This is a genomic window from Roseateles sp. P5_E1 (assembly GCF_054049335.1).
Map to the genome: position 1 here is coordinate 90261 of NZ_JBFUMN010000007.1, position 23494 is coordinate 113754.

Here is a 23494-nt window from a genome sequence, read left to right on the forward strand (position 1 = left end):
TGGATGGTGCTGGTCACAGGGACAGCAGCGAGAGCGCAGCGGGTCGCGTCTTCCCACTCGCCGTCTTTGTGTTGCTTGCGCAGCGATGGCCTGTGGTGCTCGTGTGCGGTTCAGGGCCTCTTCTTTGGTGACTTTCTTCTGGCCCCGCAGAAGAAAGTTACCCCGCTGCCGGGCGGGACTCCCGGCAATGCATCGAGCAGCCACACCCATCGCAAAAGCAACGCATGATTCACCCATGCAATCAGCGCACACTCTCCGCGGCGCCAGCCGCCTCGCCGTCGACGCCACCACCGGCGTCACCAATCTCGTCGAGGCCATGCACGTCGAGATCGCCCGGCTGCCGCTGACAAAAACCCGCGACCGCACCACAGGCATCACCGGCCTGGTCTACCGCAGCGTACGCGGCGTGACCCAATTGGTAGGCGGCGGCCTGGACCTGGCGCTGGGCGCACTGACACCGCTGCTCGGCCAGGCCAAGGCCGACCACGCGAACGCCGCGCAGGCCGCATTGAACGGCGTACTGGGCGACTACCTCGAAGACACCCTCAACCCGCTGGCCACGGCGATGAGCCTGCGCCCGCTGGTGGACGGTGCGACCGGACCGGCCCTCATCATGCTGCACGGCCTGTGCATGAACGAGGCGCAGTGGCGCCGCGACGGAGCCGACTTCCCCGCCGCGCTCGCGGCACTCGGCTACCAGCCGCTGGGCCTGCGCTACAACAGCGGCCGACCCATCTGGCGCAATGGCGCCGAGCTGGCCAAGCTGCTGGACGAAGTGCCCGGCCCGCTGACGCTGCTCGGCCACAGCATGGGCGGCCTGGTGGCACGCAGCGCCATTGCCCAGGCCGGGCGGCGGCGCTGGCCCAAGCGGCTGCAAGCCCTCGTCACGCTCGGCACGCCGCACCGGGGCGCGCCGCTGGAACGCGGCGGCCAGCAGGTGCAGCAACTGCTCAACATCAGCGCCTACTCGCGCCCACTGTCCCTGCTGGCCGCGCGGCGCAGTGCCGGCATCCGTGACCTGCGCCATGCCAGCCTGCTTGAAGCGGATGCCGGCAAGGCCAGTGCCTTGCCGCTGCCCGAGGGCGTGGCCTGCTACGCCGTGGCAGCCACCACGTCCAAGTCCGCCAGCGGCTCACCCGCTCGCTGGCTCGGCGACGGCCTGGTGCCTGTGGCCAGTGCGCTGGGCCAGCACCGCTCACCGGCGCGCCGCCTCGCCTTCACCGACACCGCCCTCTTCACCGGTCTGGGCCATCTGGGCCTGCAGACTGACGCCGCCGTGCTGGATCAACTGCAGCGCTGGTTGAAGCCATGATCGCGACAGCTGCCGCGTACCAGCCGGCCGCCAGAGGTGGTCCCCGTCGTGAAGGCAGGGCGGGCCCCTAACTTCCGCCCGGCAATACCAGTTGCAGCAGGCCCACAATGCCGCTCGCTGGCCCGCTTCCACCCTTGCCGCCATGACGCTTTCTCCGATCAAGCCTCCGCCCCGGCCCCGGCCGGCAGCCCTGCTCGACCTGACGCCCGACTGGCTGCAATGGCTGGCCGACAACCGGCTCTGGGACTGCGCGCCCGCCTCCATGCTGGACACCATGGTCACGGCCGGCCAGGACACCGAGACCGCCGCCGCCGCCATCGGCCAGATCGACCAGGACCCGGTCTTCCAGGCCGCTCGCCGCCACCAGCAGATGCTGCGCAAGCTGGAGTCGGTCTGCGGCAATCTGCAGAAAGTCTGGCAGCAGGACCCCAACTACGCCGTCGTCGAGAAGCGCCGCGGCGTGGGCCGCGAGGAGTTCCTGGCACGCTATGTCTACGGCTGCCGGCCCGTCGTGCTGACGGACATCGCCGAGGACTGGCCGGCCATGCGCCGCTGGTCGCCGGCCGACCTGAGCCAGCGCTTCGGCCATCTGGAGGTCGACGTGCAGGTGGGCCGCAACACCGACACCCTGTTCGAGCAGAACAAGGAGAAGCTGCGCCAGCGCATGAAGGTGTCGCAGTTCGTCGATCTCGTCGTCAGCGGCGGCGCCACCAACGACCATTACCTGACGGCCAACGACGAGATGCTGCGCCGGCCCGAGTTCATGCCGCTGCTGCAGGACATCGGCCGCATGCCGCCCATCTGCGATCCGGCGCTGCTGCACACGGCCGCCTCCTTCTGGTTCGGCCCGGCGGGCACGCGCACGCCACTGCATCACGACACGCTGATGCTCTTCCACACCCAGGTGGTCGGCCGCAAACGCTGGCGCTTCGTGTCGCCGCTGCAGACGCCGGCGCTCTACAACCGCATGGGCGTCTACAGCCCCATCGACCTGGATGCCCCCGACTACGCCCGCTACCCGCGGCTGCGCGAGGCCGTCGTGCTGGAGACGGTGCTGGAGCCCGGCGACACCCTCTTCCTGCCGCTGGGCTGGTGGCACCAGGTGTCATCGCTGGAGATGAGCATGTCCTTCTCGTACACCAACTTCGATACCGGCGTGCCCAACGAGTTCAGCTATGTGAACCCGAGCATCGGCAACTGGTAGCTCAGGAGCACCCCGAGCGAGGAAAGCTGCACGCATCCGTTTTTCCAAAGGCAACGGCAGCGGTGCGCGGCAGCGGAGACCACCATAGACTTGGCCAGCGGAGCTGCCCCGGCATCGAGGGCGCGCATTCGCCGACTATGGCGCAAAGAAATATTCGAACGGACCGGTCTCGCATCGGAAGGACTGCCATGCGACCCGCTGCGCGGCTGGCGGCCGCCCTGTTGGCCGGATGCGCAGCCTTCGGCACGCCGGTCGCCGGCCAGGCTCAGGCGGCTGCGGCGACAAGTGCGGCCTCCGCTCCCGGCGCCCGGGCGCCCGCCCTGGACATCGCCGAGCTGAAGGCCAGGATCGCCTCGGACGACCGCCGGCGGCCTGCCGCTTCGATCGAACTGGCCCAACAGGCGCTCGCAGCAGCCGGGTTGGCGCCCGAGGATCGCCGCTGGCTGCGTACGCGCCTGGTGCGCGACCTGGACCGCCTGGACCGGACGGAGGAGGCCGTCGCCCAGGCCGGCATCGGCCGGCGGGAAGCTCGCGACGAGCAGGAACGGCTGCATTTCGACCGGTTGGAGATGATGGCGCTGGTGGATGCGCACCGCCACGACGACGTGCTCAAGCGCTACCAGAGCATCGCCCCCCAGCTGCCAGCGCTGGCGAGGGACGCAGCGAATGCCGACGCGCGACTGATCGCGGCGGACATCTGGCGGCTTGCCGGCATCGCCACGTTTGGCGTCGGCCGGCTGCCCGAGGCCACGGAGCTGTTGACGCAGGCCTTGCGCATCCTCGATGAGCGCCCCGACGCCGTCTACGAGTTCGCGCAGGCGCTGACTTACATGGCCCTCGTGCATTCGCGTTCCGGTCGCGTCGACGAAGCGTTGCGCACGGTGCAACGGGCCATCGACGTCTCTGAGGCCGCAGGGGATCGCTCCGCCCTGTCCAGCTACTACCTGCGCAAGGGTTATTTTCTCGGCCTGCTCGGGCGCCCCGACGAACAGCACGAAGCGCTGCTCAAGGCCCGGGCCACCGCGCGGGACGAATTGAGGAACTACAACCTCGCCGTCGCAGCGACCAACCTGGCCGACGTCGCCCTGCAGAAGAAGGACTACCGCGCCGCGCTGAGCTATGCCGAGGAGGCCATGCCCCTGGTGGAACGCAGCGGCGACAAGGAGTCACTTTGGATCTGCTGGGTCAACAAGGGCATTGCCCTGAACCGGCTGGGGCGGCCCGGCGGCCTCGATTGGATACGCAAGGCCATCGCCGCCTTCACCGCGACACCCGGCATGGCCGCCAACGCGGCTGACGTCCAGGGCCTGCTGGCCGAGGAGCTGGCCTTCGCCCACGACTACCCGCAGGCCTACGAGGCGGCGATGCAGTTCAAGCGCCTGAGCGACGATGTGCGCAAGGCGGCCGACCACAAGCGCATCGCCCAGGCGCAGGCAGCCTATGAGGCCGACAAGCGTCAGCGTCAGATCCAAGCGCTGGAGCATGAGCAGCAGTATCAGCAACGCTTCCACTGGCTGCTGGCGCTGGCCGCCGTGGCCGGGCTGGTGGCGGCCATCGTCGCGGCCGTCAGCCGCCATCACGTCAAGCGGGCCTACCAGGCGATGCGCGACATGGCGTTCTCGGACCCCCTGACCGGCCTGCGCAACCGCCGCCACCTGGTGAGCAACGTGCAGGAGGACATGGCGCGAGCACGGCGCCTGCGTGCCAACGCTGGCGCTGGCGTCGGGCCGGCCAACACCGACATCGTCTTCATGATGATCGACATCGACCACTTCAAGGCCGTCAACGACGTGCACGGGCACGCGGCCGGCGACGCGGTGCTCAGGCAATGCGCCGCCGTGCTGCAACGACAGCTGCGCGAGTCCGACACCCTCGTGCGCTGGGGTGGCGAGGAGTTCCTCGTCTTCGCCCGCCAGGCCAACGCTGGCGAGATCCACGTGCTGGCCGAGCGGCTGCGCGCCAGCATCGCCGCCCACAACTTCGTGCTGGACGACGGCCAGGTGCTGCGCAAGACCTGTTCCATCGGCTACGCCTGCCACCCCCTGCAACCGGATGCCCAGGGCGCCGCGCCGGCAGACTGGAACGACACTGTGGCATTGGCCGACCAATGCCTCTACGTCGCCAAGGCCAGCGGCCGCGACGTCTGGGTCGGCGTCACCGCCATAGACACCCCGCGATCATGCGGGCACCCGGACATCCGGGAACTGCGGGCCGGGGTCGACGCCGGCGTCTACACGCTGCGGTGCAGTGACGGGCGCAAGATCTTCTGGCCGGCCTCATGAAGCGAGGTCAATGACCTCTCGGGTCATGTCGCCCGGTTGACGCGGGCCTCAAGCTCGGCGTCGCACAATCGTTCGAAAGATCGATCAGGAGACGTGCCATGTCCGAAAGCCATTACCGCATCTGCCCGCTGTGCGAGGCCTGCTGCGGGCTGGAAGTGAAAACCGAAGGTGCCAAGGTCATCAGCATCCGCGGCGCCGACAACGACGTCTTCAGCCACGGCTACCTCTGCCCCAAGGGCGTCAGCCTGAAGGACCTGCACGAAGACCCCGACCGCCTGCGCACGCCGCTGATCAAGCGAGATGGCAAGTTCGTGCCGGCGAGCTGGGACGAGGCCTTTGCCGAGATCGAAAAACGCCTGCTGCCGATCTGGCGTGAGCACGGCCCGGATTCGGTGGCCTTGACCATCGGCAACCCGGCCGCGCACAAGGTCAGCCTGCTGGCCTACACGCCGCGCCTGGTGCGCGCCCTGGGCACGCGCAATGCCTTCAGCGCCTCGACGCTGGACCAGATGCCCAAGCAGCTCAGCGCCGGCCTGATGTTCGGCCACTGGCTGTCCATTCCTCTGCCCGACATCGAGCGCTGCGACTACCTGCTCATCCTCGGCGGCAACCCGATGATCAGCAACGGCAGCCTGTGGACGGTGCCCGACTACCGCGGCAAGGCCAAGGCCATGCGCGCGCGCGGCGGCCGCATCGTCGTCGTCGACCCGCGCCGCAGCGAGACGGCCGCGGCGGCCGACGAGCATCTGGCCATCCGGCCCGGCGGCGATGCGCTGCTGCTGGCCGGCATCGCCCACACGCTGTTCGACGAGGGCCTGTTGAAGCTCGGTCGGCTGGCCGATCACATCAACGGTCTGGACGAAGTACGCGCCGCCGTGCAGCCTTTCGCGCCCGAGGTGACGGCCGCCGGCTGCGGCATCCCGGCCGAGGTCCAGCGCCGCATCGCCCGCGAGATCGCCAGCGCGCCGCGCGCCGCCGTCTATGGCCGCATCGGCACCTGCACGACGCGCTTCGGCACGGTCAACTCCTGGCTGGTCGACCTCATCAACGCGCTGACCGGCAACCTCGACCGCGAGGGCGGTGCGATGTTCGCCAAGGCCGCCGCCTTCGCGTCCAATACCCAAGGCAAGCCGGGCAGTGGCAAAGGCATCACGACGGGCCGGCGCAAGAGCCGCGTATCTGGTGCGCCGGAAGTGTTCGGCGAACTGCCCATCACCGTGATGGCCGAGGAAATGGAGATCGCCGGCGAGGGCCAGATCAAGGCGCTGATCAGCATCGCGAGCAATCCGGTGCTGTCGGCCCCCGGCGGCCCGCGCATCGCCAAAGCGCTGGAGAAGCTGGACTTCATGCTCAGCCTGGACATCTACGTCAACGAGACCAGCCGCCATGCCGACGTCATCCTGCCCGGCCTGTCGCCGCTGGAGGACCTGCACTTCGACGTCGCCTTCCCACAGCTCAGCCATCGCAACCATGCGCGCTTCTCCGGCCCGGTGTTCGACGCGCCGGCCGGCACGCCGCAGGAGTGGCAGACCATCCTGCGCCTGTGTGCCCTGCTCGAAGGCCGCGGCCTGGATGTCGACGTGGCCCAGCTCGACGACGACGCCATCGAGGCCGACGTGAAGCGCTTTGCCGGTGACAACACACCGGCCATCCTCGCCGCGCTGCGACCCTGGCGCGGCCCCGAGCGCTTGATCGACCTGCAGCTGCGCGTCGGCCCCTATGGCGACCAGTTCGGCCGCAAGCCCGACGGCATCAACCTCGCCAAGGTCAAAGCGGCGAGCACCGTCGAAGGCGGTGGCATCGACCTCGGTGCGCTCACCGCCCGCATTCCCGAGGTCCTGCGCACGCCCAGCGGCAGGGTCGAGCTCGCGCCGCCCTCGGTGCTGGCCGACCTGGCAGAAGTGAAGACCGAGGCCGCGCCCGAGTTCAGCCTCATCGGCCGGCGCGACACGCGCTCGGGCAACAGCTGGATGCACAACCTGCCCGTGCTGGCCAAGGGGCCGGACCGCTGCACGCTGCTGGTCAACCCGGGTGACGCGGATCGCCTGGGCCTGGCCGAGTTTGCCCGGATCAAAAGCGCGGTCGGTGAGCTGATCGCGCGCGTCGAGCGCAGCGCCGACATGAGCCCCGGCGTGGTCAGCCTGCCGCATGGCTGGGGGCATGACCTGGACGGCGTGCAGCTCGGCGTGGCGCGCGAGCGGCCGGGCGTCAACATGAACGAGCTGCTGGACGACGCGGCACGGGACCCTTTGAGCGGCAATGCGGTGCTGAGCGGCATCGCCGTGGAGATTGCACCCGCCTGACCTGCCGAGACCGCGACGACCCGCCACATTTTGCGAACAACTTGTCAAGCATCGCCGGGCCGACCTGCCTAAACTCCCAGTAAAGCGGCGGTCGTCCCTGGCGCGCTCGCCACGGACGGCGATGGCGCGACGCATCCGCCAGCGGGAGCGATTTGATGGATGCAAAAGTTGCCGACCCTCCGGTCGTGCTGTTCGTCGATGACGAGGTGTCGATCCTCAGTGCGCTGCGACGGCTGTTCCGGCCCCAGGGTTACCGGGTGTTGCTGGCCGAAAGCGCCAAGGCCGGACTGGCCATGCTCGAGACCGAGCCGGTCGATCTCGTCGTGTCCGACATGCGCATGCCGGAGATGGACGGCGCGGCGCTGCTCGAACAGGTCCACCAGCGCTGGCCGACCGTCGGGCGCATCCTGTTGACGGGTTATGCCGATATCGGCTCGACCGTCGCAGCCATCAACCGCGGGCAGATCCACCGCTATATCGCCAAGCCCTGGGACGACCGCGAGCTGGTGATGTGCGTGCAGGACGGCCTGGAGCGCCGCCGGCTGGAGAAGGAAAACCGCGCGCTGCAGCTGCTGACTCAAAGGCAGAACGACGAACTGCAGGCCTTGAACACCGACCTGGCGGCGCGGGTCAAGGCGCGGACCAGCGAGCTGGAACAGGTCAACGCCATGCTGGAGACCTCGTTCGCGCAGTTGCAGGAGAACTTCCTGCTGTCGATCAACGTGTTCTCAGGTCTGATCGAGCTGCGTGGTGGTGGCATGGCGGGCTATTCACGCGAGGTGGCCGACCTGGCTCGCCGCACGGCGCGGCGGCTCAACCTGGGTGCAGCGGCAGAGGAAGACATCTACATCACCGGCCTGCTGCATGAGGTCGGCAAGATCGGCCTTCCGGACACGATGCTGCGCAAGCCGCTCTCGGCCATGTCCAGCGATGAGCTGGCCTTGTACCGCCGCTACCCGCTCAATGGCGAGGCGGCGCTGCTGCCGCTCGGGCGGCTGCAACGCGTGGCGCGCCTGGTGCGGTCGCACCACGAACGCATCGACGGCAAGGGCTACCCCGATGCGCTGAGCGGCGACGAGGTGCCGCTCGGCGCGCAGGTGGTGAGCGTGGCTTGCGACTACTACGCCGCACAGTCCGGCCGGCTGTCGCTGAAGCGCCATTCGGCGGCCGAGGCGCATTCGCTGATCCTCGGCGGTGCCGGCACGCGTTACGAGAAGGCTGTTGTCGAGGCCTTCGAGCTGGCGCTCAAGGACGAGCCCTCCGAGAAGCCGCGTGACCGGGAGCTGCAGCCTCACGAAGTGATGCCGGGCATGGTGCTGTCCCGCGACCTGCTGTCGCCGCAGGGCACGCTGCTGCTGGCGGCGGGTTTCGTCTTCGACAACCGGGTCGTCAGGCAGCTGCGCGAATTCGCCGGCCGTGAAGGCGCAAAGCTGCATGTCTTCGTGAAGCTGCCTGAAGGAGGTGCGACGTGAGCGAACGCATCCTGCTCGTCGACGACGAGCCTCACATCCTCAGCGCGCTGCAGCGCCTGCTGCGCAACGGGCTGAAGGACACCGGCGGCGCGCGCTATGACGTCGAAAGCTTCACCGACGGCGCCGTGGCTCTGGCACGGGCGCGCGAGTGCGCTTTCGCGCTGGCCATCTCCGATCAGCGCATGCCGGGCATGACCGGCGTGGAATTCCTGCGCGAACTGCGTCAGGTGCAGCCCGACTGCGGGCGCATCATCCTGTCCGGCTATGCCGACCTGAACGCGCTGGTGGCGGCCATCAACGAGGCCGAGATCGCCCGTTTCATCTCCAAGCCCTGGGCCGACTTCGACCTGCTCAGCGCCGTGCGCCAGGTGTTGCGCATCCGCGAGCTGACGATGGAGAACCAGCGCCTGGCTGACCAGGTGCGCCAGCAGATGGGCGTGCTCACCGCCCAAGAGGCGGAGCTGCGCCGCCTGGAGCGGCTCGAACCGGGCATCACCCATGTGAAATGGGGCAGCGACGGCTCGTTCATCCTGGAGGACCCGGATGAAGAGGTGAAGTGGTGACCGCACTGACGGTCGACTTCAGCCTCGCGCTGCAGGCCGTCAGTGCGTCGGTCCTGGTGCATGGATCGGACCGCATCCTGTTCGCCAACGCGGCGATGGAACGCCTGCTGGGCTATGGGCTGGAGGCGCTGCAGCAGATGCCGCCGCACGGCTGGGCAGCGCCCGAGTTCGCCGATGAGTTGCAGCGCTATGGCCAGCGGGCGCTGGCCGAGGAAGGCGAGCTGCCCGCGATCGAGATCGAGGCGCTGACGGGCAGCGGCTCGCTGCGCGTGCTGGAAGTCAAGGCGCATCGCGTGATGCTCGACGGCCAACCCTGTGCGGTGCTGACCGGGCAGGACCTCAGCGACATCCGCCACGTGCAGACCAGCCTGTTGGACATCGGCCGCGTGCTCTACCAGATCCTTGAGAACAACCCGGTGGCCACGCTCGTGATCGACAAGTCTCACCGCGTCACGCACTGGAACGCCTCCTGCGCTCAGCTCACCGGCCGCGACGCCTCCGAGATGCTGGGCCGCGACGACACCTGGCGCGCCTTCTACCCCGAAGCCAGGCCGCTGCTGGTCGACCTGATCCTGGACGGCAATGTCGAGCAGGAGCGCCAGCGCCTGTACGGCCGGCACTGCCAACCGTCGCCGCACATCGCCAACGCCTACGAGGTCGAGGGCTATTTCCCCAATTTCGGCCGGGAGGGGCGCTGGCTCTACTTCACGGCCGCCCCGCTGGTCGATGCCCACGGCGAAGTCGTCGGCGCCATCGAGACACTCCAGGACATCACGCGACGGCGCCAGGCCGAGGACGAACTCCGCCGCCATCGCAACGAACTCGAGAACATGATCGCGGACCGCACGGCCGAGTTGCTGAGCACCCATCATGAACTCGAAGCCTTTCTCGAGAACGCGTCGGTAGGCATCATCGCGACGTCCAACCAGTTGATCCAGCGCGGCAACAAGAAGTTCATCGAGATGTTCGAACTCGGTGACGTCCCGCCCCATGGACTGCCGACGCGCCGCCTGTTCAAGAGCGACGAAGACTTCGAAGCGCTGAGCCAGATCGCCATCCCGGTGCTGTCGCGGGGCGGCTCGCTGCTGCACGAGATGGAGGTCTGCACGCTGGCCGGCAACACGCTGTGGGTGCAGATCATTGCCTACGTGTCCAACCCCGAGGAGCCGACGGCGGGCACCTGGTGGCTGCTGCAGGACCGCACGGAGGTGCGCCGCGTGCAGCGTGAGCTGGAGCTCAACTACGAGCGCATCAAGCAGACCAACAACCGGCTCGAGGAAGCGCAGAACCAGCTGCTGCAGGCCGAGAAGATGGCCTCCATCGGGCAGCTCGCCGCTGGCGTGGCCCACGAGATCAACAACCCGATCGGCTTTGTCAGCTCCAACCTCGGCTCGCTGCGCGGCTATGTCCAACCCGTCTTCGCGTTGCTCGCGCTGCTGAGGAAGACGCCGGCCGACGCGCTGCCGGGCAATGTGCGAGAAGAGCTGGACAGGGTGGATGCCGCCGTCGACCTGAGCTTCGTGCAGGAGGACCTGCCCCAGTTGCTCGACGAGAGCGAGGAGGGGCTGTCGCGGGTCAAGAAGATCGTGCAGGACCTCAAGGACTTCTCGCGCGTCGACCATGCCGATTGGCAGGACGCCGACCTCAACGCCGGGCTGGACTCGACGCTCAACGTCGTCATGAACGAGGTCAAGTACAAGGCCGAGGTTCGCAAGGACTATGCCGTGCTGCCTCCGGTGCACTGCATCGCCGCGCAGCTCAATCAGGTCTTCATGAATCTGATCGTCAATGCGGCCCATGCCATCAAGGAGCGCGGCACGATCACGCTGACCACGCGCGCCGAGGATGGCTGGGTTCGCATCGAGATCGCAGACACGGGCAGCGGCATGAGCGAGGAGGTCAAGCGGCGCATCTTCGAGCCCTTCTTCACGACCAAACCCGTCGGCCAAGGGACGGGCCTGGGCCTGTCCCTGTCTTTTTCCATCGTGCAAAAGCACGGCGGCCGCATCGAAGTGGATTCCCAACCCGGCGTCGGCACGCGCTTCACGGTCTGGATCCCGCTGCACCCGCCGCAGCCCTCCTGAGCTTTTGTGTCCTGCGTGACACAAAGCAACCACAGCGCAGTAACTCACGAAACGCAGACTAGCGGCATCGAAAGCTCGCGCTGCCCGCCGAGTCAGAAGTCACGCAGCGCCTTTGTCGGGCCCCGTATCTCGGCACCCCGGCGCCTAGACTGAACCTGTTTCACAACCCAGAGGGCAAACCCGTCGAAAGGCGGGGACGCAAAGCCACCGGCCTACAGCGCGCAAGCGCCACGGCAGCGGGGCCGCCAAGACCGGCAGGTCTTGATCGGCGTGGCCCTCCTTCGTACGAGAACCCGGCCATGCGCAGTACCCGCCCTGTCTCCTGGACTTCCTGGACCCTCAGCCTGCTGACCGCCGCGGCCCTCACCGCTTGTGGCGGTGGCAGCAGCGACAGCCCGACCGTCCAGGTCAGCGAGGCGGCCTCGGTCATCAACCTGACCGTTGATCTTGCCGATGGCGCCGCCGCCAGTGTCGAGGCTCAGCCCAGCTTCCACACCGCCGCCGTCGATCTCGAAGAACCCGACAACGGTGCCGCACCCCACCGCAGCAACGCCCTGGCCGGTGTCGCCACCCAAGGCCTGACACGCGACCGCCTGGACGACGCCATGCGGCCTCGCGCCTTCGCGGCGGGTGCAGGCGAAGCCGCCCCGATGGCGACGTCCACTGCGGTGACGACCTATACGCCGGCACAGATCCGCGCCGCCTACGCGCAGCCGGCCCTGCCCGCCAGCACCGCCGGCCTGACCGCCGCCCAGGCCGCCCAGCTCGGCGCCGGCCAGACCATCTACATCGTCAACGCCAAGCACGACCCCAACATCGCCGCCGAACTGGCCGCCTTCAACACCAAGTTCGCGCTGCCGACCTGCAGCTCGCGCATCCTGGCTGCCAACGCCAGCCTGCCGCTGGCCAAAGCCTCCGCGTCCAGCTGCGAGCTGGTCATTGCCTACAGCACGACCGCCGGCGCCCTGACCGCCACGGCGCCCGCCTATGACAGCGGCTGGGCCACCGAGATTGCGCTGGACGTGCAATGGGCCCACGCGACGGCACCGCTGGCGCGCCTCGTCCTCATCGAAGCGCCGGATGCCGGCGTCGGCAGCCTGTCCAAGGCCGTGGCCCTGGCCAACAAGATGGGCGCCGGCGTCGTGTCCATGAGCTTCGGCGCCGCCGAGGGCAGCTGGACGTCGAGCTATGACAGCGCCTTCGCCACCGCCGGCATGAGTTACCTGGCCGCCACCGGTGACAACGGCGCGGCCGTGTCCTGGCCTTCGGTGTCGACCCGCGTCGTGGCCGTCGGCGGCACCACGCTGAGCTACAGCAGCGGTGCGCGCAGCGAAACCACCTGGACCGGCACCGGCGGCGGCACCAGCGCCTATGTGGCCCTGCCCAGCTACCAGAGCGGCACCATTGGCGGCTACGCCAAGCGCGCCGTCGCCGACGTCGCCTTCAACGCCGACCCCAACTCCGGCCAGTACGTGGCGCTGATTGCACAGGGCGCGACGACGACGCGCTGGGTCAGCGCCGGCGGCACCAGCCTGGCCACGCCGCAATGGGCCGGCCTGCTGGCCGTGGCCAACGCGATGCGCGCCGCCGCCAGCAAGGCCCTGCTCGGCCAGCCTCATGCCGCCCTCTACCAGCAGATCGGCGCCGTGCCGACGCAGTACGCCGCCGCCTTCAAGGACGTGGCCAGCGGCAGCAACGGCACATGCACGAGCTGCGCCGCCAAGGCCGGCTATGACACGCCCACCGGCTGGGGCACGCCCAACGTCAGCGCGCTGCTGAGCAGCCTCAGCGGCGCCAGCGTCACGACCTCGACGACCACCCCCACGCCGACGACCAGCAGCGGCCCGACGCTGACGACCACCAGCCTGAGCGGCACGGCCGGCAAGGCTCTCGCCGCCACCATCGGCTACTCGGCGCCGGGCGCGAGCTCGCTGAGCATCAGCATCAGCGGCGCCGCCAGCGGCATGAGCTTCTCGGCCACCAGCAGCGGCCTCGCCCTGAACTGGGCCAACCCGGTAGCCGGCCGCACCAACCTCGTCATCACGCTGAAGGACAACCTCGGCCAGACGAGCACGGGCAACGTGACGGTGACGATCAACGCGAGCTGAACTCAGCACTGGCGACTGCTCGAATACTGCTTCGTCACGATCCAGACCAGCTGACACGGGCAATGAGGCCGCCACCATCGCGTGGCATCAACCTGAGCTCGGCGCCCTCGGCCCGCGCGATGCGCTCGACGATGGCCAGGCCCAGGCCCGAGCCGGGCTTGCCGCCGCGCGCCGTGTCGCCGCGCTGAAAGGGGCGCTTGAGATCGTCGACCCGGGCCGGCGCGATGCCCGGGCCGCGGTCGCGCACCTCGATCCAGGCGGCACCGGCGTTTTCACCGCAGGCCAGCTCGATGGGTGGCGCGCCATGGTTCTGCGCATTGGCGATGAGGTTGAGGACGAGGCGGCGCAACGCCTGCGGCCGTGCGCGCCGATGCACTGCCTGCCCATTGGCCAGCACCGGTTGCGGCAGGCCCGGCGCCAGGGCCAGCGTCTCGGCCAGGAATTCGCGCAGCTCGACGTCCACGGCCGGCAGCTCCTGCTCGGCGGGGTGGGCGGCGCGCGCGTAGTCGAGGAACTGGGTCAGCAGCCCGTCCAGGCCGTGGAGGCTCCGGTCCAGCGTGTCGAGCAGTTCCCTGTCCCCTTGGCCCGCTCGATCGAAAGAACCACGCAGCAACTCGCTGGCGAGGCGAATCTTTGCCAGCGGCGTGCGCAGGTCATGCGACAGGCCGGCCAGCATCAGCAATCGCTCCTCCTCGTCGCGCGCCAGGGCCTCGGCCATGTCGTTGAAGCCGCGCGCCAGCGCCGCGGTCTCGGCCGGGCCGTCAGTGGGCAGCAGCAAGCGGCGCTGGCCGGCGCCGACCGCCCKGGCCGCGTCGACGAGGCGGGCCAGCGGGCGGTTGATGCGGCGCTGGATCAACCAGGCGCCGAGCAAGGCCAGCACGGCGCTGACGCCGCTGGCGATCAGCCAGGTGCGCGCGAAATGGTGGGCCGGCTGCACGGCAGGCAGCACCAGCCAGGCCGGCGCGCCAGGCAGTTGCACCGCGATGAGGCCGTTGGCTTCGCGCCGCCACGGCAGCTCGCCGCGCTCCAGGCCCAGTTGCGTCGCCAGTTCGGCCAGGAAGCCGCGCTCCACCCAGGTCGGCCGCTCGAGCAGGCGCTGCTGCTGGCCCGAGCCGGCGCGCGCATTGAAGCGATCCACGAAGCCGGCGCGCTCGGCCTCGGGCAACAGGCGCATGCCTTCGGCGACCGCCTGCAGGCTGCGCGCGGTCGCCTCGGCCGACTGCTGCAGGCGCGGCCGGGCGACGAACTGCGCATAGGCCAGCGCATTGACCAGCTGGCCCAGCACGATCAGGCAGACGATGAGCCACAGGTTGCGGCCGAACAGCGTGGACAGGCCGAACTTCATTGCGCGCCCGGCTCAGGAATAAAGACGTAGCCCAGGCCCCACACCGTCTGGATGTGGCGCGGTGTGCTCGGGTCGGCTTCGACAAGGCGGCGCAGCCGCATGACCTGCACATCCAGGCTGCGGTCGCTGACGCCATGCTCGTCGCCATGCGCCAGGGCCAGCAGCTTCTCGCGGCCCAGCGGCCGGTTGGGCTGGCTGGCCAGCGCGCGCAGCAGCTGGAACTCGACGGTGCTGATCTCCACCGCCGCGCCAGCGCGCTCCAGCCGGCGTTGCGTGGGATAGAGGGTGAAGTCGCCGAAGCGCACCGCTTCCTCGCCCACAGGGCCGAGGTGGGCACCGAGCTGCTGCTGGCGACGCACCATGGCCTGGATGCGCGCCAGCAGCTCACGCGGGGCGAAGGGCTTGGCCAGGTAGTCGTCGGCGCCCATCTCCAGGCCCAGCACACGGTCGACGAGGTCACCGCGCGCCGTCAGCATCAGGATGGGGATGGTCTCGCCCTGGCCGCGCAGGCGCCGGCACAGCGACAGGCCGTCCTCGCCCGGCATCATCAAATCCAGCACCAGCACGTCAAAGCGCTCACGCGCCAGCAGTTGCGCGGCGGCGGCGGCATCGGGCACGGCGCGCACGCTTTGGCCTTGCTCGGTCAGATAGCGCTGCAGCAGGCCGCGCAGCTCGGCCTCGTCGTCGGCGATCAGGATGCGGCTCATGGGGGGATGTTAGGGAGAAGCCCGCCCCCCACCTTGCCGGAAAACAATGACAAACCGTTGCAAGCCGCGCCCGCCGTCAGGCCCTGCAAGCACTGCAACCCGCGCGGCAACCTTTGCGCGGCCACGGCTGGGCAGCATGGCCCCACCTCAAACGGAGATCGCCATGCGCCACGCCGCCTTCACCCTGCTCACCCTGCTGATTGCCGCCCCGCTCATTGCTCAAGCCGAACCAACGCCACTGCAGCGCGCCGGCGCCGCACGGTTGACGGCCGAGAAGTCTGCGGCCTGCGTGGCCGCCCAGCCCTTCTATTGGGAGATCGGCAACGCCACCCAGCCGCTGGCCGGCGGCAAGGCCGGCGAAAACGGCCCCGAGCGCCACACCGAGATGGCCATCGCCTCCGCCTCCAAATGGGTCTACGCCGCCTTCGTGGCCGAGCGCCGCCAGGGCCAGCTCAGTGCCGAGGACGTCAAGTTCCTGCACTTCCAGTCCGGCTACACCTACTACCACGTGTGCCRCCAGAACCAGAGCGTGGCGGCCTGCCAGCAAAGCCTCATCAACGGCCGCGGCCGCCTCAATCCGGCCACCGAAAACCGCTTCGACTACAACGGCGGCCACATGCAGCAGCACGCCATCCTGATGGGCCTGGGCTCGCTGGGTCCGGATGGTCTGGCCCTCGCGGTGCGGCAGTCGCTCGCACCCGCGCTCGGCGCGGACTGGTCCTTCAGCTACAGCCAGGCCATGCCGGCCGGCGGCGGCCAGACCAGCGCGGCAGACTACAGCCGCCTGCTGCGCGCCCTGTTGGGCGGCCAGCTGCAACTCGGCCGCTTGCTGGGCAAGGAGGCCGTCTGCACCAACCCACAGGTCTGCCCGAGCGATGCCGTGAAGACGCCCATCCCTGCGACGGAGAGCTGGCACTACAGCCTCGGCCACTGGGTGGAGGACGACCCGCAGGTCGGTGACGGTGCCTTCAGCAGCCCGGGCGCCTTCGGCTTCTATCCGTGGATCAGCGCCGACCAGCGCTTCTACGGCATCGTCGCTCGCGAGCAGCGCCGTGGCGCCCTGGGCGACGACCCCAGCGACAAGCCGGCGGTGGCTTCGGTGAACTGCGGGCGCGAGATCCGCGCTGCGTGGATGGACGGCCAGCCTCGCCGCTGAATGGAGGAGAGATGCCGCCGAAGCCGGCGCACTCCGCGAGCGCGCGCCGGCTTGGGATAACTTGCCGTCTCAGCGCATCCGGTCGGTCTCGAATGCGATGCGATCGACGCTGCCGTCGACGTTGCGGAACAGGCGCACGCGACGCAAGCCGTCGGGGCTGACGAGCAGCTCGGTGTTCTCGGCGCGCCAGGTCTCCAGCGGGCTCTCGTCGAGGCTGACGCCCAGGCTGCGCACGCCGACATGGACCTTCAGCGTGCGGCCATCGTCCAGCAGAAATTCGCCTCGTGCGTCGCGCAGCATGGCGCGGCCGGTCATGGCGGGCACGGTGGGTTCCTGGGCACTCGCGGGCGCGGTCAGCGTCATGGTTGCGAGCAGAGCGGCCGACAGGGTGAGGGGTCGCAGATTCCAGGTCTTCATGGTGAGGTACTCCTTAGGTTCCCCGAGGCCAGTCGCCTCGGCACAAGCCATAGTGCAAACCCCATGCCAGCTCGAAATGCCAAGAACTTCACGGTCAAACGGCGTCTTCAATCAGTATTCGCCCCAGGTCTGGGCCTGAGCGCCCCGCATCGCGACACCACGCCTCGCGATGGCGCGGCGCTTGACCCTCACGTCACGTGAGGCTTCATCATCCGGCCCGTTTCATGCACGAGCCTGGATATGGACTACACGGTGGGAGAGCTGGCCAAACGGGCCGGCTTGACGGTGCGCACCCTGCACCACTACGAAGAACTCGGCCTGCTGCGCCCCTCGGGCCGCAGTGAAGCTGGCTACCGCCGCTACGGCGAAGCCGACGTGCTGCGCCTGCACCGAGTGCTGGCGCTACGCGACGCCGGCCTGTCACTGAAGGCCATCGCGCCGCTGCTGGACGGCGAGGCGCCGCAACCGCTGGCTGACGTGCTGCAGGCCCAGATCGAACAGGTCGAGGCTCAGTTGCAGGCGCAGGAGAGCCTGCTGCTGACGCTGCGCAATGCTGCCAAGCGGCTGGAACTGCAGGGCGATGGCGGCGATGCGGTGCAGGTGCTGCTGGACGCCATGGCCATCCGGCGCGTGCACGAGCGCTGGTTCAGCCCGGAGCAGCTGCGCGCCATGCGCCGGCAATGGGAAGCCATCCCCGAGCCGGAGCGCGACGCCGTCGAGCTGGAATGGCCGCAGCTGATCAAGGAAGCTCGCGCGGCGATGGACGCCGGCCTCGACCCGGCAGCGCCCGAGGTCCAGGCCCTGGTGCGGCGCTGGCTGGCGCTGCAGAAGCAGTTCCTGGAAGTGGCGCCCGGCATGAAGGACACCATGCAGCGCATGTATGCCGCCGAGCCCGAACTGGCGCGCCAGTCCGGTGTGACGCCTGAACTGATCGCCTACCTGCGCCGCTCCAAAGAAACATTGCCCCTCGGGGAACAGTCATGAGCGATCCGCGCCGCGAACTCTTTCGCAACGCCAATTTCCGCTGGATCATCGGCGGCGGCCTGCTGTCCATGCTGGGCGACCAGTTCACGCTGCTGGCCCTGCCCTGGCTCGTCATGGGCCTGAGCCGCGACCCGCTGGTGCTGGGCACCGTGCTGGCCCTGGGCAGCCTGCCGCGCGCCATCTTCATCCTGGTTGGCGGCGCGCTGGTGGACCGCCACTCGCCCAAGGCCGTGCTGCTGCTGACCAAGTGGATCAACTTCGCGCTGCTCGGCCTGCTGGCCGCGCTGACCGCCACGGGCGCGGTCACGCTGCCCTGGGTCTATGGCCTGACGCTGGCCATCGGCCTGGCGACTGCCTTCAGCTATCCGGCCGGCAGCGCCATCCTGCCGCAGACCGTGCCGGCCACGCTGATCCAGCCGGCCAACGGCGTGCTGATGGGCGCGCGCCAGCTGGTGCTGCTGCTCGGGCCGGTGCTGGCCRGCCTGCTGGTGACGGCGGGCAGCGAACCGGCGTTGAGCGGCCACGGCCTGGCGCTGGCCTTTGGCTTCGATGCGCTGAGCTTTGCCATCTCGGCCTGGACGCTGTCGCGCGTGCGGGTGGCGCCGGCCGAGTCCAGGCCGCCTCAACCCGTCTTCGCGGCCATTGCCGAGTCGCTGAAGAGCTGCTGGCAGGACCGCGAGCTGCGCGCCCTCTTCACGTATTTCTCGGCAATAGCCTTCTTCGTCGGCGGCCCCATCCAGGTGGCGCTGCCGATGCTGGCCGCCGAGCGTCTGCCCGGTGGCGCCGCGGCCTTGGGCGCAATGCTGGCCGTGCACGGCCTGGGCGCGCTGGCGGGCATGGCGGTCTCGGGGTTGAAGCCGCATTGGCGCCTGTCCACGCTGGGCGGCACGGTGCTGCTGATCGACACCGTCGCCGGCTGCGTCTTCCTCGCCTTCGGCCATGTGCATGCGGCCTGGCAGGGTGCGCTGCTGCTGTTGCCACTGGGCGCCCTGGGTGGCTTCGTGCAGGTGGCCGTCTACAGCTGGCTGCAAAAGCGCATCCCGCCCGAGATGCTGGGCCGCTCGATGGCGCTGTTCATGTTCATCGTCATGGGGCTGGCACCGCTGGCTGCGGCGGCAGCCGGGGCGGCGCTGCGGGTGCTGGACGTGACGCAGCTGTTCACAGCGGCGGCGTTGTGCCTGCTGGGGGTGGTTGCGTTAGGGGCGTTGTTCACGCCGATGCGGCGGATTGCGTATTTGGAGGCGGTGGGTTGAGCGGGATTCGGCTCGCAATGGGCCGCCGCATTGCAGCGGTTGCCGTCATCGGCGATCAGCCGCCGAGTTCACGCTGCCTGGCAGGAAGCAGTCGCCGGCGCACCTGGCCGGCTGACGGCTTCAACGACCGGTGTCGAGGGCGCTACGGTCATCCAGCCTGGCCGCCCGCGGCTGTCGCCGTCAACTCGCGCCGGAATGTCTGCTGCTCGAAGCGTTGGAATGGCGCTGTCGACCCGTTGCAGCCATCCACTGGCGCGAACCGACCGACGGCATTCGCGTGCACAGCGGCCGCTGAATCGGTCCGGACCCATGGCAGTTTTCACCGAATTCAAGCGAACCATGGCTGGCATCATCCGGGCTTCGTGGAAGCCGGCTGTCTCCCGAGAACACGTTAAGCGTCCCTATGGCTCACCTGATTACCTTCGCAACAGGCAAATTCGACATCTCGAAGGAGACGCCGAACGACATCAATCCCGTCGCGGGCCAGAGCGTCTTGAATTGGATACGTCAGCATCTCGCGGGCACGGGTTTCACCGCCACTGAGCCTGGCACTGAAGACTGGGGCTGGTACATGGATGTCGAGGGAAATGGCACGTCCTACTTGGTGGGCGCTAGCGGCGAGCCGGACCGACCGCCGCCCGACGTGGACTGGACTATTCAGCTCACAAGAAGCGCAGCACGATGGACAAGCTCACCGGCAAAAACAAGCTGTCCGGTGACGATCCATTGTTCGCGCTTCTCGAGCGGCTGGCACGCGCCGAACCTGAGTTCCAAGGAGTCGACGTTGCGAAGGACGCATAACCCTTCACTGCAGCGGACGGCTTTGCCGCCCGCTGAGCTTTCACGTTAAACCCTCATGAGCAAGCGCCAAGAGCGACAACGCGATCGCATGCCACTCGATGTCCGTCTGATCTCTGAGATCAGGGCCATCGCGGATCGGCCGTTCGTTCTGGGGATGGAAGATCATTTGAAGATCATTTCGCCGGCTATTTCAACGAGCTTGGCCTGACGGTGATGCTTGATCCTGCGGCGCAAGATCAGGATCTGCTCGTCCTTGAGAACGACCTTCTCATGCATCTGGACAACTTCTGGGCGGCGCACTGTCCTGACTTCATCTGGATGGTGATGTTCTCGCGAGGGCAGGATAAGAACCTGCGCACCATGTTCCCGGGCGAGACAGCTAGGCATACGGTAGCGGATCTGTATTGGGACGTATGAGATTTACCTGGTTGCTCGAGACGGACGCACACGTGCTTCGGTGCGCTCCGCGCACTCACCTCGGGCGCGCCGGTCAATTTCGGCGTTAGGTGGCATGGAAGCCAAGTTCATCGAACCGACCATCGCGAGTCGCGTCAAGCTGGCGCTGTGCGTGGTCTTCGGAATCGCCCTGTCTGCCGCCATGGATCGCTGGTGGGATCCCTTCATGGAATTCGTCAAAGGTCTTCCAACATGCGAGTCACTGCCTTGGCTTCGCGGCATCATCATTGCCTTCGTGCTCTTGTTCCTATCGGCGGGCTTCTCAGTCTCACGCGCCGCAATCCTGACGCTTCGTTCCGGGCAGTCCCCTTTCCCTGGCGCCTGGGTGTGGTCCCGAACCAAGGTCCGAACGGGTTGGAAGGCGAGACTCGATGGGTGGGGTTTCGCCCTTCTGGCGCTCGGTTGCTTCTTTGGGCCCGTCGCTGCAGGGTATCTTCTCCGCGTCAATGTCATCTTCTGYTGGCGAGTCTCATGCGGCTGCTAAGTCCTCGTTCACGCTTGCCACCCCACCTTTCTTTGCAGCGGACCCGCGCCAGCTGCGCTGGCTGGCCTGCTGAATTTGAACGCTGGGCGACAGCTTTGTGAGTTGACCGGACGCCGATCGAGCCACGGTTAACTTCCGCTCCTGGCCGCAACCTCCAGTTCGCGGCCTGCGCCAAAAGCTGCCGTTCGGTCTGGCCGGGCTCGAGCTACCGGTTCTTAAGGCCGCGAGCTCACCTTGCCCACCCGGAGCGGAAATCGGCGGCGCCCGAGCAGACCGCCAGCCAGAAAGCAGACGCTCAAGCTTTGACCTGAGAGGCGACGCCCGGCTTGCCGGGTGCATGCCACAGGGGCTGGGCCACATGCAACCGTACCCACAGCCGCTCCTCAGTCCGGCAGCAAGTTGCAGCTCGCCGCCGCGGTGTCCGCAGTGACCTCGGCAGGCTGGCCCTGCTCGTAGCCAGCTAGGCGTTTCTTGAAGTCGACAAAGGCAGCTGCGGGGATCGGCTCGGCCTTGGCCATGACGTCCAGCTTCGAGATGGCCATGCGCTGGAAGCTCATTGCCGCCTTGAACTCGCCGGCGCGAGCTGCCACAGCCGCGAGCGTGTCCAGGGCGAACGCGTTGTTGTCGCGTTGCATGGCCTCCATCGCATAGGTCTTGGCCGTCTCCAGATCGCGCTCAAAGCCGTCCTGGGTGCACGTGGCGTGGAGCCAGGCCACCTCGTTGGGCGCAGCCTGCGAGATCGCGCCGTTCTCCGGTGCGCCGTTGCTCGGATTCATGGAGGCCTTGAAGAGCTCGTCTGCCTTGCTGCAGCTGAACGGCACGATCTTGCCGCAGGAGTAGTAGCTGGCCAGCACGAACTGGGCGTGCTGGTTCTTCTGGGCAGCAAGGCTGGTGACTCGCGGCAGCGCAGCGGCGTACTTCTTCTCCTCGATCAGCTTGAACAAGGACATCGGGATTACGTTGCTCGCGCCCGTGGCCTTCTTGCTGGCGTCGGCAGCCAGGGCCGCCGGGCTGTGCGCGAAGGCTGCGGCCAGGGTCAGGAGGCCAAGCGCTCGTTGGCGAGTCGGCGCGCTGCGTGTACGGGGGCAGCGCAGCGACGCACGGCTGTTACAAGGGTTCGCGACCATCAGAAGGAGTCGAGCAGTTGCTGGGCAGCGGGATCGAGCATCATCCGCTGAGTGAAACAGTCCGCGAAGTCGATGCACAAGGTGTCATGTGGGGTGATGCTGGAACGTTGTACTCCTGGGTGCGAGAGGCGCCTGCCCGCGAAGGGAAGTTCCAGGACGCTTGGCTTGTGCTGCAGTGCTACTAGCTACGGCCAGCAATTGTTTCGAACGTGAGTATCCGGTCAAGGTCAATGTCTGCTGGTGGCGCCCCAAAGGGAAACCGGGTCCCGGCCAGGAGCGGTCTGTGGTCAATGTCGGCTTGCTGTCGCGTCGACAGTCCAGCGGACACCTTGATCGCATGCTCGAATGTTGGGCAGAAATCGTTAACGATCCACCTACAACAAGTTAGACCCGAATGAACCTCCTTCGCCTTTCGGATCTCAGCGGCGCCGACCTTCTCAAGGTCTGGGATCTTGTGGCCAGTCCGCCAACGCAGTTGTCTGGCACGGTCGCTTGGTCCTTCGAGGGTAACGGCATCCGGACTCGAACGACTTTCATCCAGGCGTTCCGGGAACTTGGGTTGGCCTTTACTGAGCTGCCAAACTTCCTCAAGACCGGCGAGCGAGCTTGCGACCTAGCCGGTTACCTCGATCCGTTCTATGACATTTACGTGATCCGCGAGTCCAATCACGCGCGCCTGGCTGAATTCGCAGAGGCCACTCGCAGGCCCGTGATCAACGCAATGTCCAATGTCGGCCACCCGTGCGAAGTACTCACGGATGCCTACTACGTCCACTCAAGACTGCTTCCGCTGGAGCGAGCTCGAATCTGCCTCTGGGGGCCGCCAACGAACGTGTTCCGTTCTTGGCATGAATTGGCCGGCGTACTCGGATTCACTGTCACGCACGTTTGCGACGCTCAGTTCCATGAACCAACGAGAAGCGTGACATTCACGGAGGAGTTGCCACCATTTGCCGACATCGTGATCACCGACGGGTGGCCCGCCGGGGCGGAAGGCTCTCGTAGGTCACTGACAGAAGCGCTCCTTGCCGAGATGGGTTCGCCCAAGCTGCTACCCACCCCGCCGTTCGCGATTGGGCGTGAACTTTCATTCGATCCGCTGGCGTACTCGGGCTTTGTTGGCTATCAGCAAAAGGAGCTCCTCTTGCCTGTACAAAGAGCCGTAATGCGGTATGCACTAAATGGCTAACCCTTCCACCGAGCGGACGCCTTCCAACGCGCTTCGCACGCTTCCAGCCGCCACTCATGTTCAACGTTGAACGGCAGCTTTCTGGCTGTTCACTTCACCAAGGCCAACTTCCGCTCTGGGTCGCTTTGAGCCGGACACGGTCTGCGGGAGCGGTCGTTTGGGGCACCCTGCTCGGCCGGCCGTGGTCGGGCGACAGGAATCGGCGATGAAGCTGTCGGTCGAGGCTACCGGCGCTGGATGACCGGTG

The 23494-nt window shown here is 67.7% G+C and carries 20 protein-coding genes and 1 riboswitch; of the genes, 16 read left to right on the plus strand and 4 right to left on the minus strand.

All coding sequences use genetic code 11. The features are described from left to right. Positions 1-235 precede the first annotated feature (235 nt). The 8 genes from ACXJKJ_RS09655 (at position 236) to ACXJKJ_RS09690 (ending at position 13328) form a co-directional block, all read left to right on the plus strand. Positions 236-1312 carry a lipase family alpha/beta hydrolase gene (locus tag ACXJKJ_RS09655; protein ID WP_457389956.1) on the plus strand — a complete coding sequence of 359 codons (1077 nt, stop codon included), beginning with the start codon at positions 236-238 and terminating at the stop codon, positions 1310-1312. Positions 1313-1454: 142 nt separating this feature from the next. Beyond that, the gene (locus ACXJKJ_RS09660; protein WP_056194500.1) at positions 1455-2516 is read left to right on the plus strand and encodes a cupin-like domain-containing protein; all 1062 of its coding nucleotides are present in this window, start codon (positions 1455-1457) and stop codon (positions 2514-2516) included. 188 nt (positions 2517-2704) lie between these two features. Further along, entirely contained in the window at positions 2705-4798 is a 2094-nt protein-coding gene (locus ACXJKJ_RS09665) for a diguanylate cyclase (RefSeq protein WP_457389957.1), read from the plus strand. Between the two features lie 98 nt (positions 4799-4896). Further along, positions 4897-7101, plus strand: a complete 2205-nt coding sequence (locus tag ACXJKJ_RS09670; protein WP_457389958.1) for a molybdopterin-dependent oxidoreductase — start codon at positions 4897-4899, stop codon at positions 7099-7101. A gap of 155 nt (positions 7102-7256) precedes the next feature. Beyond that, the gene (locus ACXJKJ_RS09675) at positions 7257-8573 is read left to right on the plus strand and encodes an HD domain-containing phosphohydrolase (RefSeq protein ID WP_056194507.1); all 1317 of its coding nucleotides are present in this window, start codon (positions 7257-7259) and stop codon (positions 8571-8573) included. Beyond that, complete coding sequence (locus ACXJKJ_RS09680; protein ID WP_056194510.1) at positions 8570-9136, plus strand: response regulator; 567 nt, start codon at positions 8570-8572, stop codon at positions 9134-9136. Before ACXJKJ_RS09675 ends, ACXJKJ_RS09680 begins: the two co-directional genes overlap by 4 nt. Continuing rightward, on the plus strand, positions 9133-11220 hold the full coding sequence (locus ACXJKJ_RS09685) for an ATP-binding protein (RefSeq protein ID WP_457389959.1): 2088 nt from the start codon (positions 9133-9135) through the stop codon (positions 11218-11220). Before ACXJKJ_RS09680 ends, ACXJKJ_RS09685 begins: the two co-directional genes overlap by 4 nt. Positions 11221-11383: 163 nt before the next feature. After that, a riboswitch (cyclic di-GMP riboswitch) is annotated at positions 11384-11470 on the plus strand. A 49-nt stretch (positions 11471-11519) separates the two neighbouring features. Further along, positions 11520-13328: a S53 family peptidase gene (locus tag ACXJKJ_RS09690; protein ID WP_457389960.1), complete on the plus strand. Its 1809-nt coding sequence runs from the start codon at positions 11520-11522 to the stop codon at positions 13326-13328. Between the two features lie 34 nt (positions 13329-13362). On the opposite strand, the gene ACXJKJ_RS09695 is transcribed toward ACXJKJ_RS09690, so the two are convergent. Together ACXJKJ_RS09695 and ACXJKJ_RS09700 are read right to left on the minus strand one after the other, a co-directional pair. Further along, complete coding sequence (locus ACXJKJ_RS09695; protein WP_457389961.1) at positions 13363-14673, minus strand: ATP-binding protein; 1311 nt, start codon at positions 14671-14673, stop codon at positions 13363-13365. Next, positions 14670-15380: a response regulator gene (locus tag ACXJKJ_RS09700; RefSeq protein ID WP_457389962.1), complete on the minus strand. Its 711-nt coding sequence runs from the start codon at positions 15378-15380 to the stop codon at positions 14670-14672. Before ACXJKJ_RS09700 ends, ACXJKJ_RS09695 begins: the two co-directional genes overlap by 4 nt. A 163-nt stretch (positions 15381-15543) precedes the next feature. Here ACXJKJ_RS09700 and ACXJKJ_RS09705 point away from each other — a divergent pair, with 163 nt between their 5' ends. Then, a complete protein-coding gene (locus tag ACXJKJ_RS09705) occupies positions 15544-16536 on the plus strand; it encodes a hypothetical protein (RefSeq protein WP_457389963.1) in 993 nt (330 codons plus the stop codon). 69 nt (positions 16537-16605) lie between these two features. Here the strand turns inward: ACXJKJ_RS09705 and ACXJKJ_RS09710 are convergent, their stop codons facing one another. Beyond that, positions 16606-16953, minus strand: coding sequence for a hypothetical protein (locus tag ACXJKJ_RS09710; protein WP_457389964.1), 348 nt, complete (start codon positions 16951-16953; stop codon positions 16606-16608). 240 nt (positions 16954-17193) lie between these two features. On the opposite strand from ACXJKJ_RS09710, the gene ACXJKJ_RS09715 reads away from it, so the two are divergent. The 5 genes from ACXJKJ_RS09715 (at position 17194) to ACXJKJ_RS09735 (ending at position 20931) form a co-directional block, all read left to right on the plus strand. Beyond that, positions 17194-17937: a MerR family transcriptional regulator gene (locus ACXJKJ_RS09715; RefSeq protein WP_457321141.1), complete on the plus strand. Its 744-nt coding sequence runs from the start codon at positions 17194-17196 to the stop codon at positions 17935-17937. Continuing rightward, a complete protein-coding gene (locus ACXJKJ_RS09720) occupies positions 17934-19190 on the plus strand; it encodes an MFS transporter (RefSeq protein WP_457389965.1) in 1257 nt (418 codons plus the stop codon). The genes ACXJKJ_RS09715 and ACXJKJ_RS09720 overlap by 4 nt, the downstream gene beginning before the upstream one ends. Before the next feature lie 856 nt (positions 19191-20046). Continuing rightward, positions 20047-20199 (plus strand): hypothetical protein, encoded by a 153-nt coding sequence (locus tag ACXJKJ_RS09725; protein WP_457389966.1) that lies wholly within the window; start codon positions 20047-20049, stop codon positions 20197-20199. A gap of 5 nt (positions 20200-20204) precedes the next feature. After that, positions 20205-20408: a hypothetical protein gene (locus tag ACXJKJ_RS09730; RefSeq protein ID WP_457389967.1), complete on the plus strand. Its 204-nt coding sequence runs from the start codon at positions 20205-20207 to the stop codon at positions 20406-20408. Positions 20409-20502: 94 nt separating this feature from the next. After that, entirely contained in the window at positions 20503-20931 is a 429-nt protein-coding gene (locus ACXJKJ_RS09735) for a hypothetical protein (protein ID WP_457389968.1), read from the plus strand. A gap of 383 nt (positions 20932-21314) precedes the next feature. Here ACXJKJ_RS09735 and ACXJKJ_RS09740 read toward each other — a convergent pair whose 3' ends face one another. After that, positions 21315-21881, minus strand: coding sequence for a hypothetical protein (locus tag ACXJKJ_RS09740; protein ID WP_457356552.1), 567 nt, complete (start codon positions 21879-21881; stop codon positions 21315-21317). 125 nt (positions 21882-22006) lie between these two features. On the opposite strand from ACXJKJ_RS09740, the gene ACXJKJ_RS09745 reads away from it, so the two are divergent. Next, positions 22007-22243 carry a DUF1963 domain-containing protein gene (locus ACXJKJ_RS09745; RefSeq protein ID WP_457356551.1) on the plus strand — a complete coding sequence of 79 codons (237 nt, stop codon included), beginning with the start codon at positions 22007-22009 and terminating at the stop codon, positions 22241-22243. A gap of 209 nt (positions 22244-22452) precedes the next feature. Continuing rightward, positions 22453-23247, plus strand: a complete 795-nt coding sequence (locus tag ACXJKJ_RS09750) for an ornithine carbamoyltransferase (RefSeq protein ID WP_457389969.1) — start codon at positions 22453-22455, stop codon at positions 23245-23247. Positions 23248-23494 lie beyond the last annotated feature (247 nt).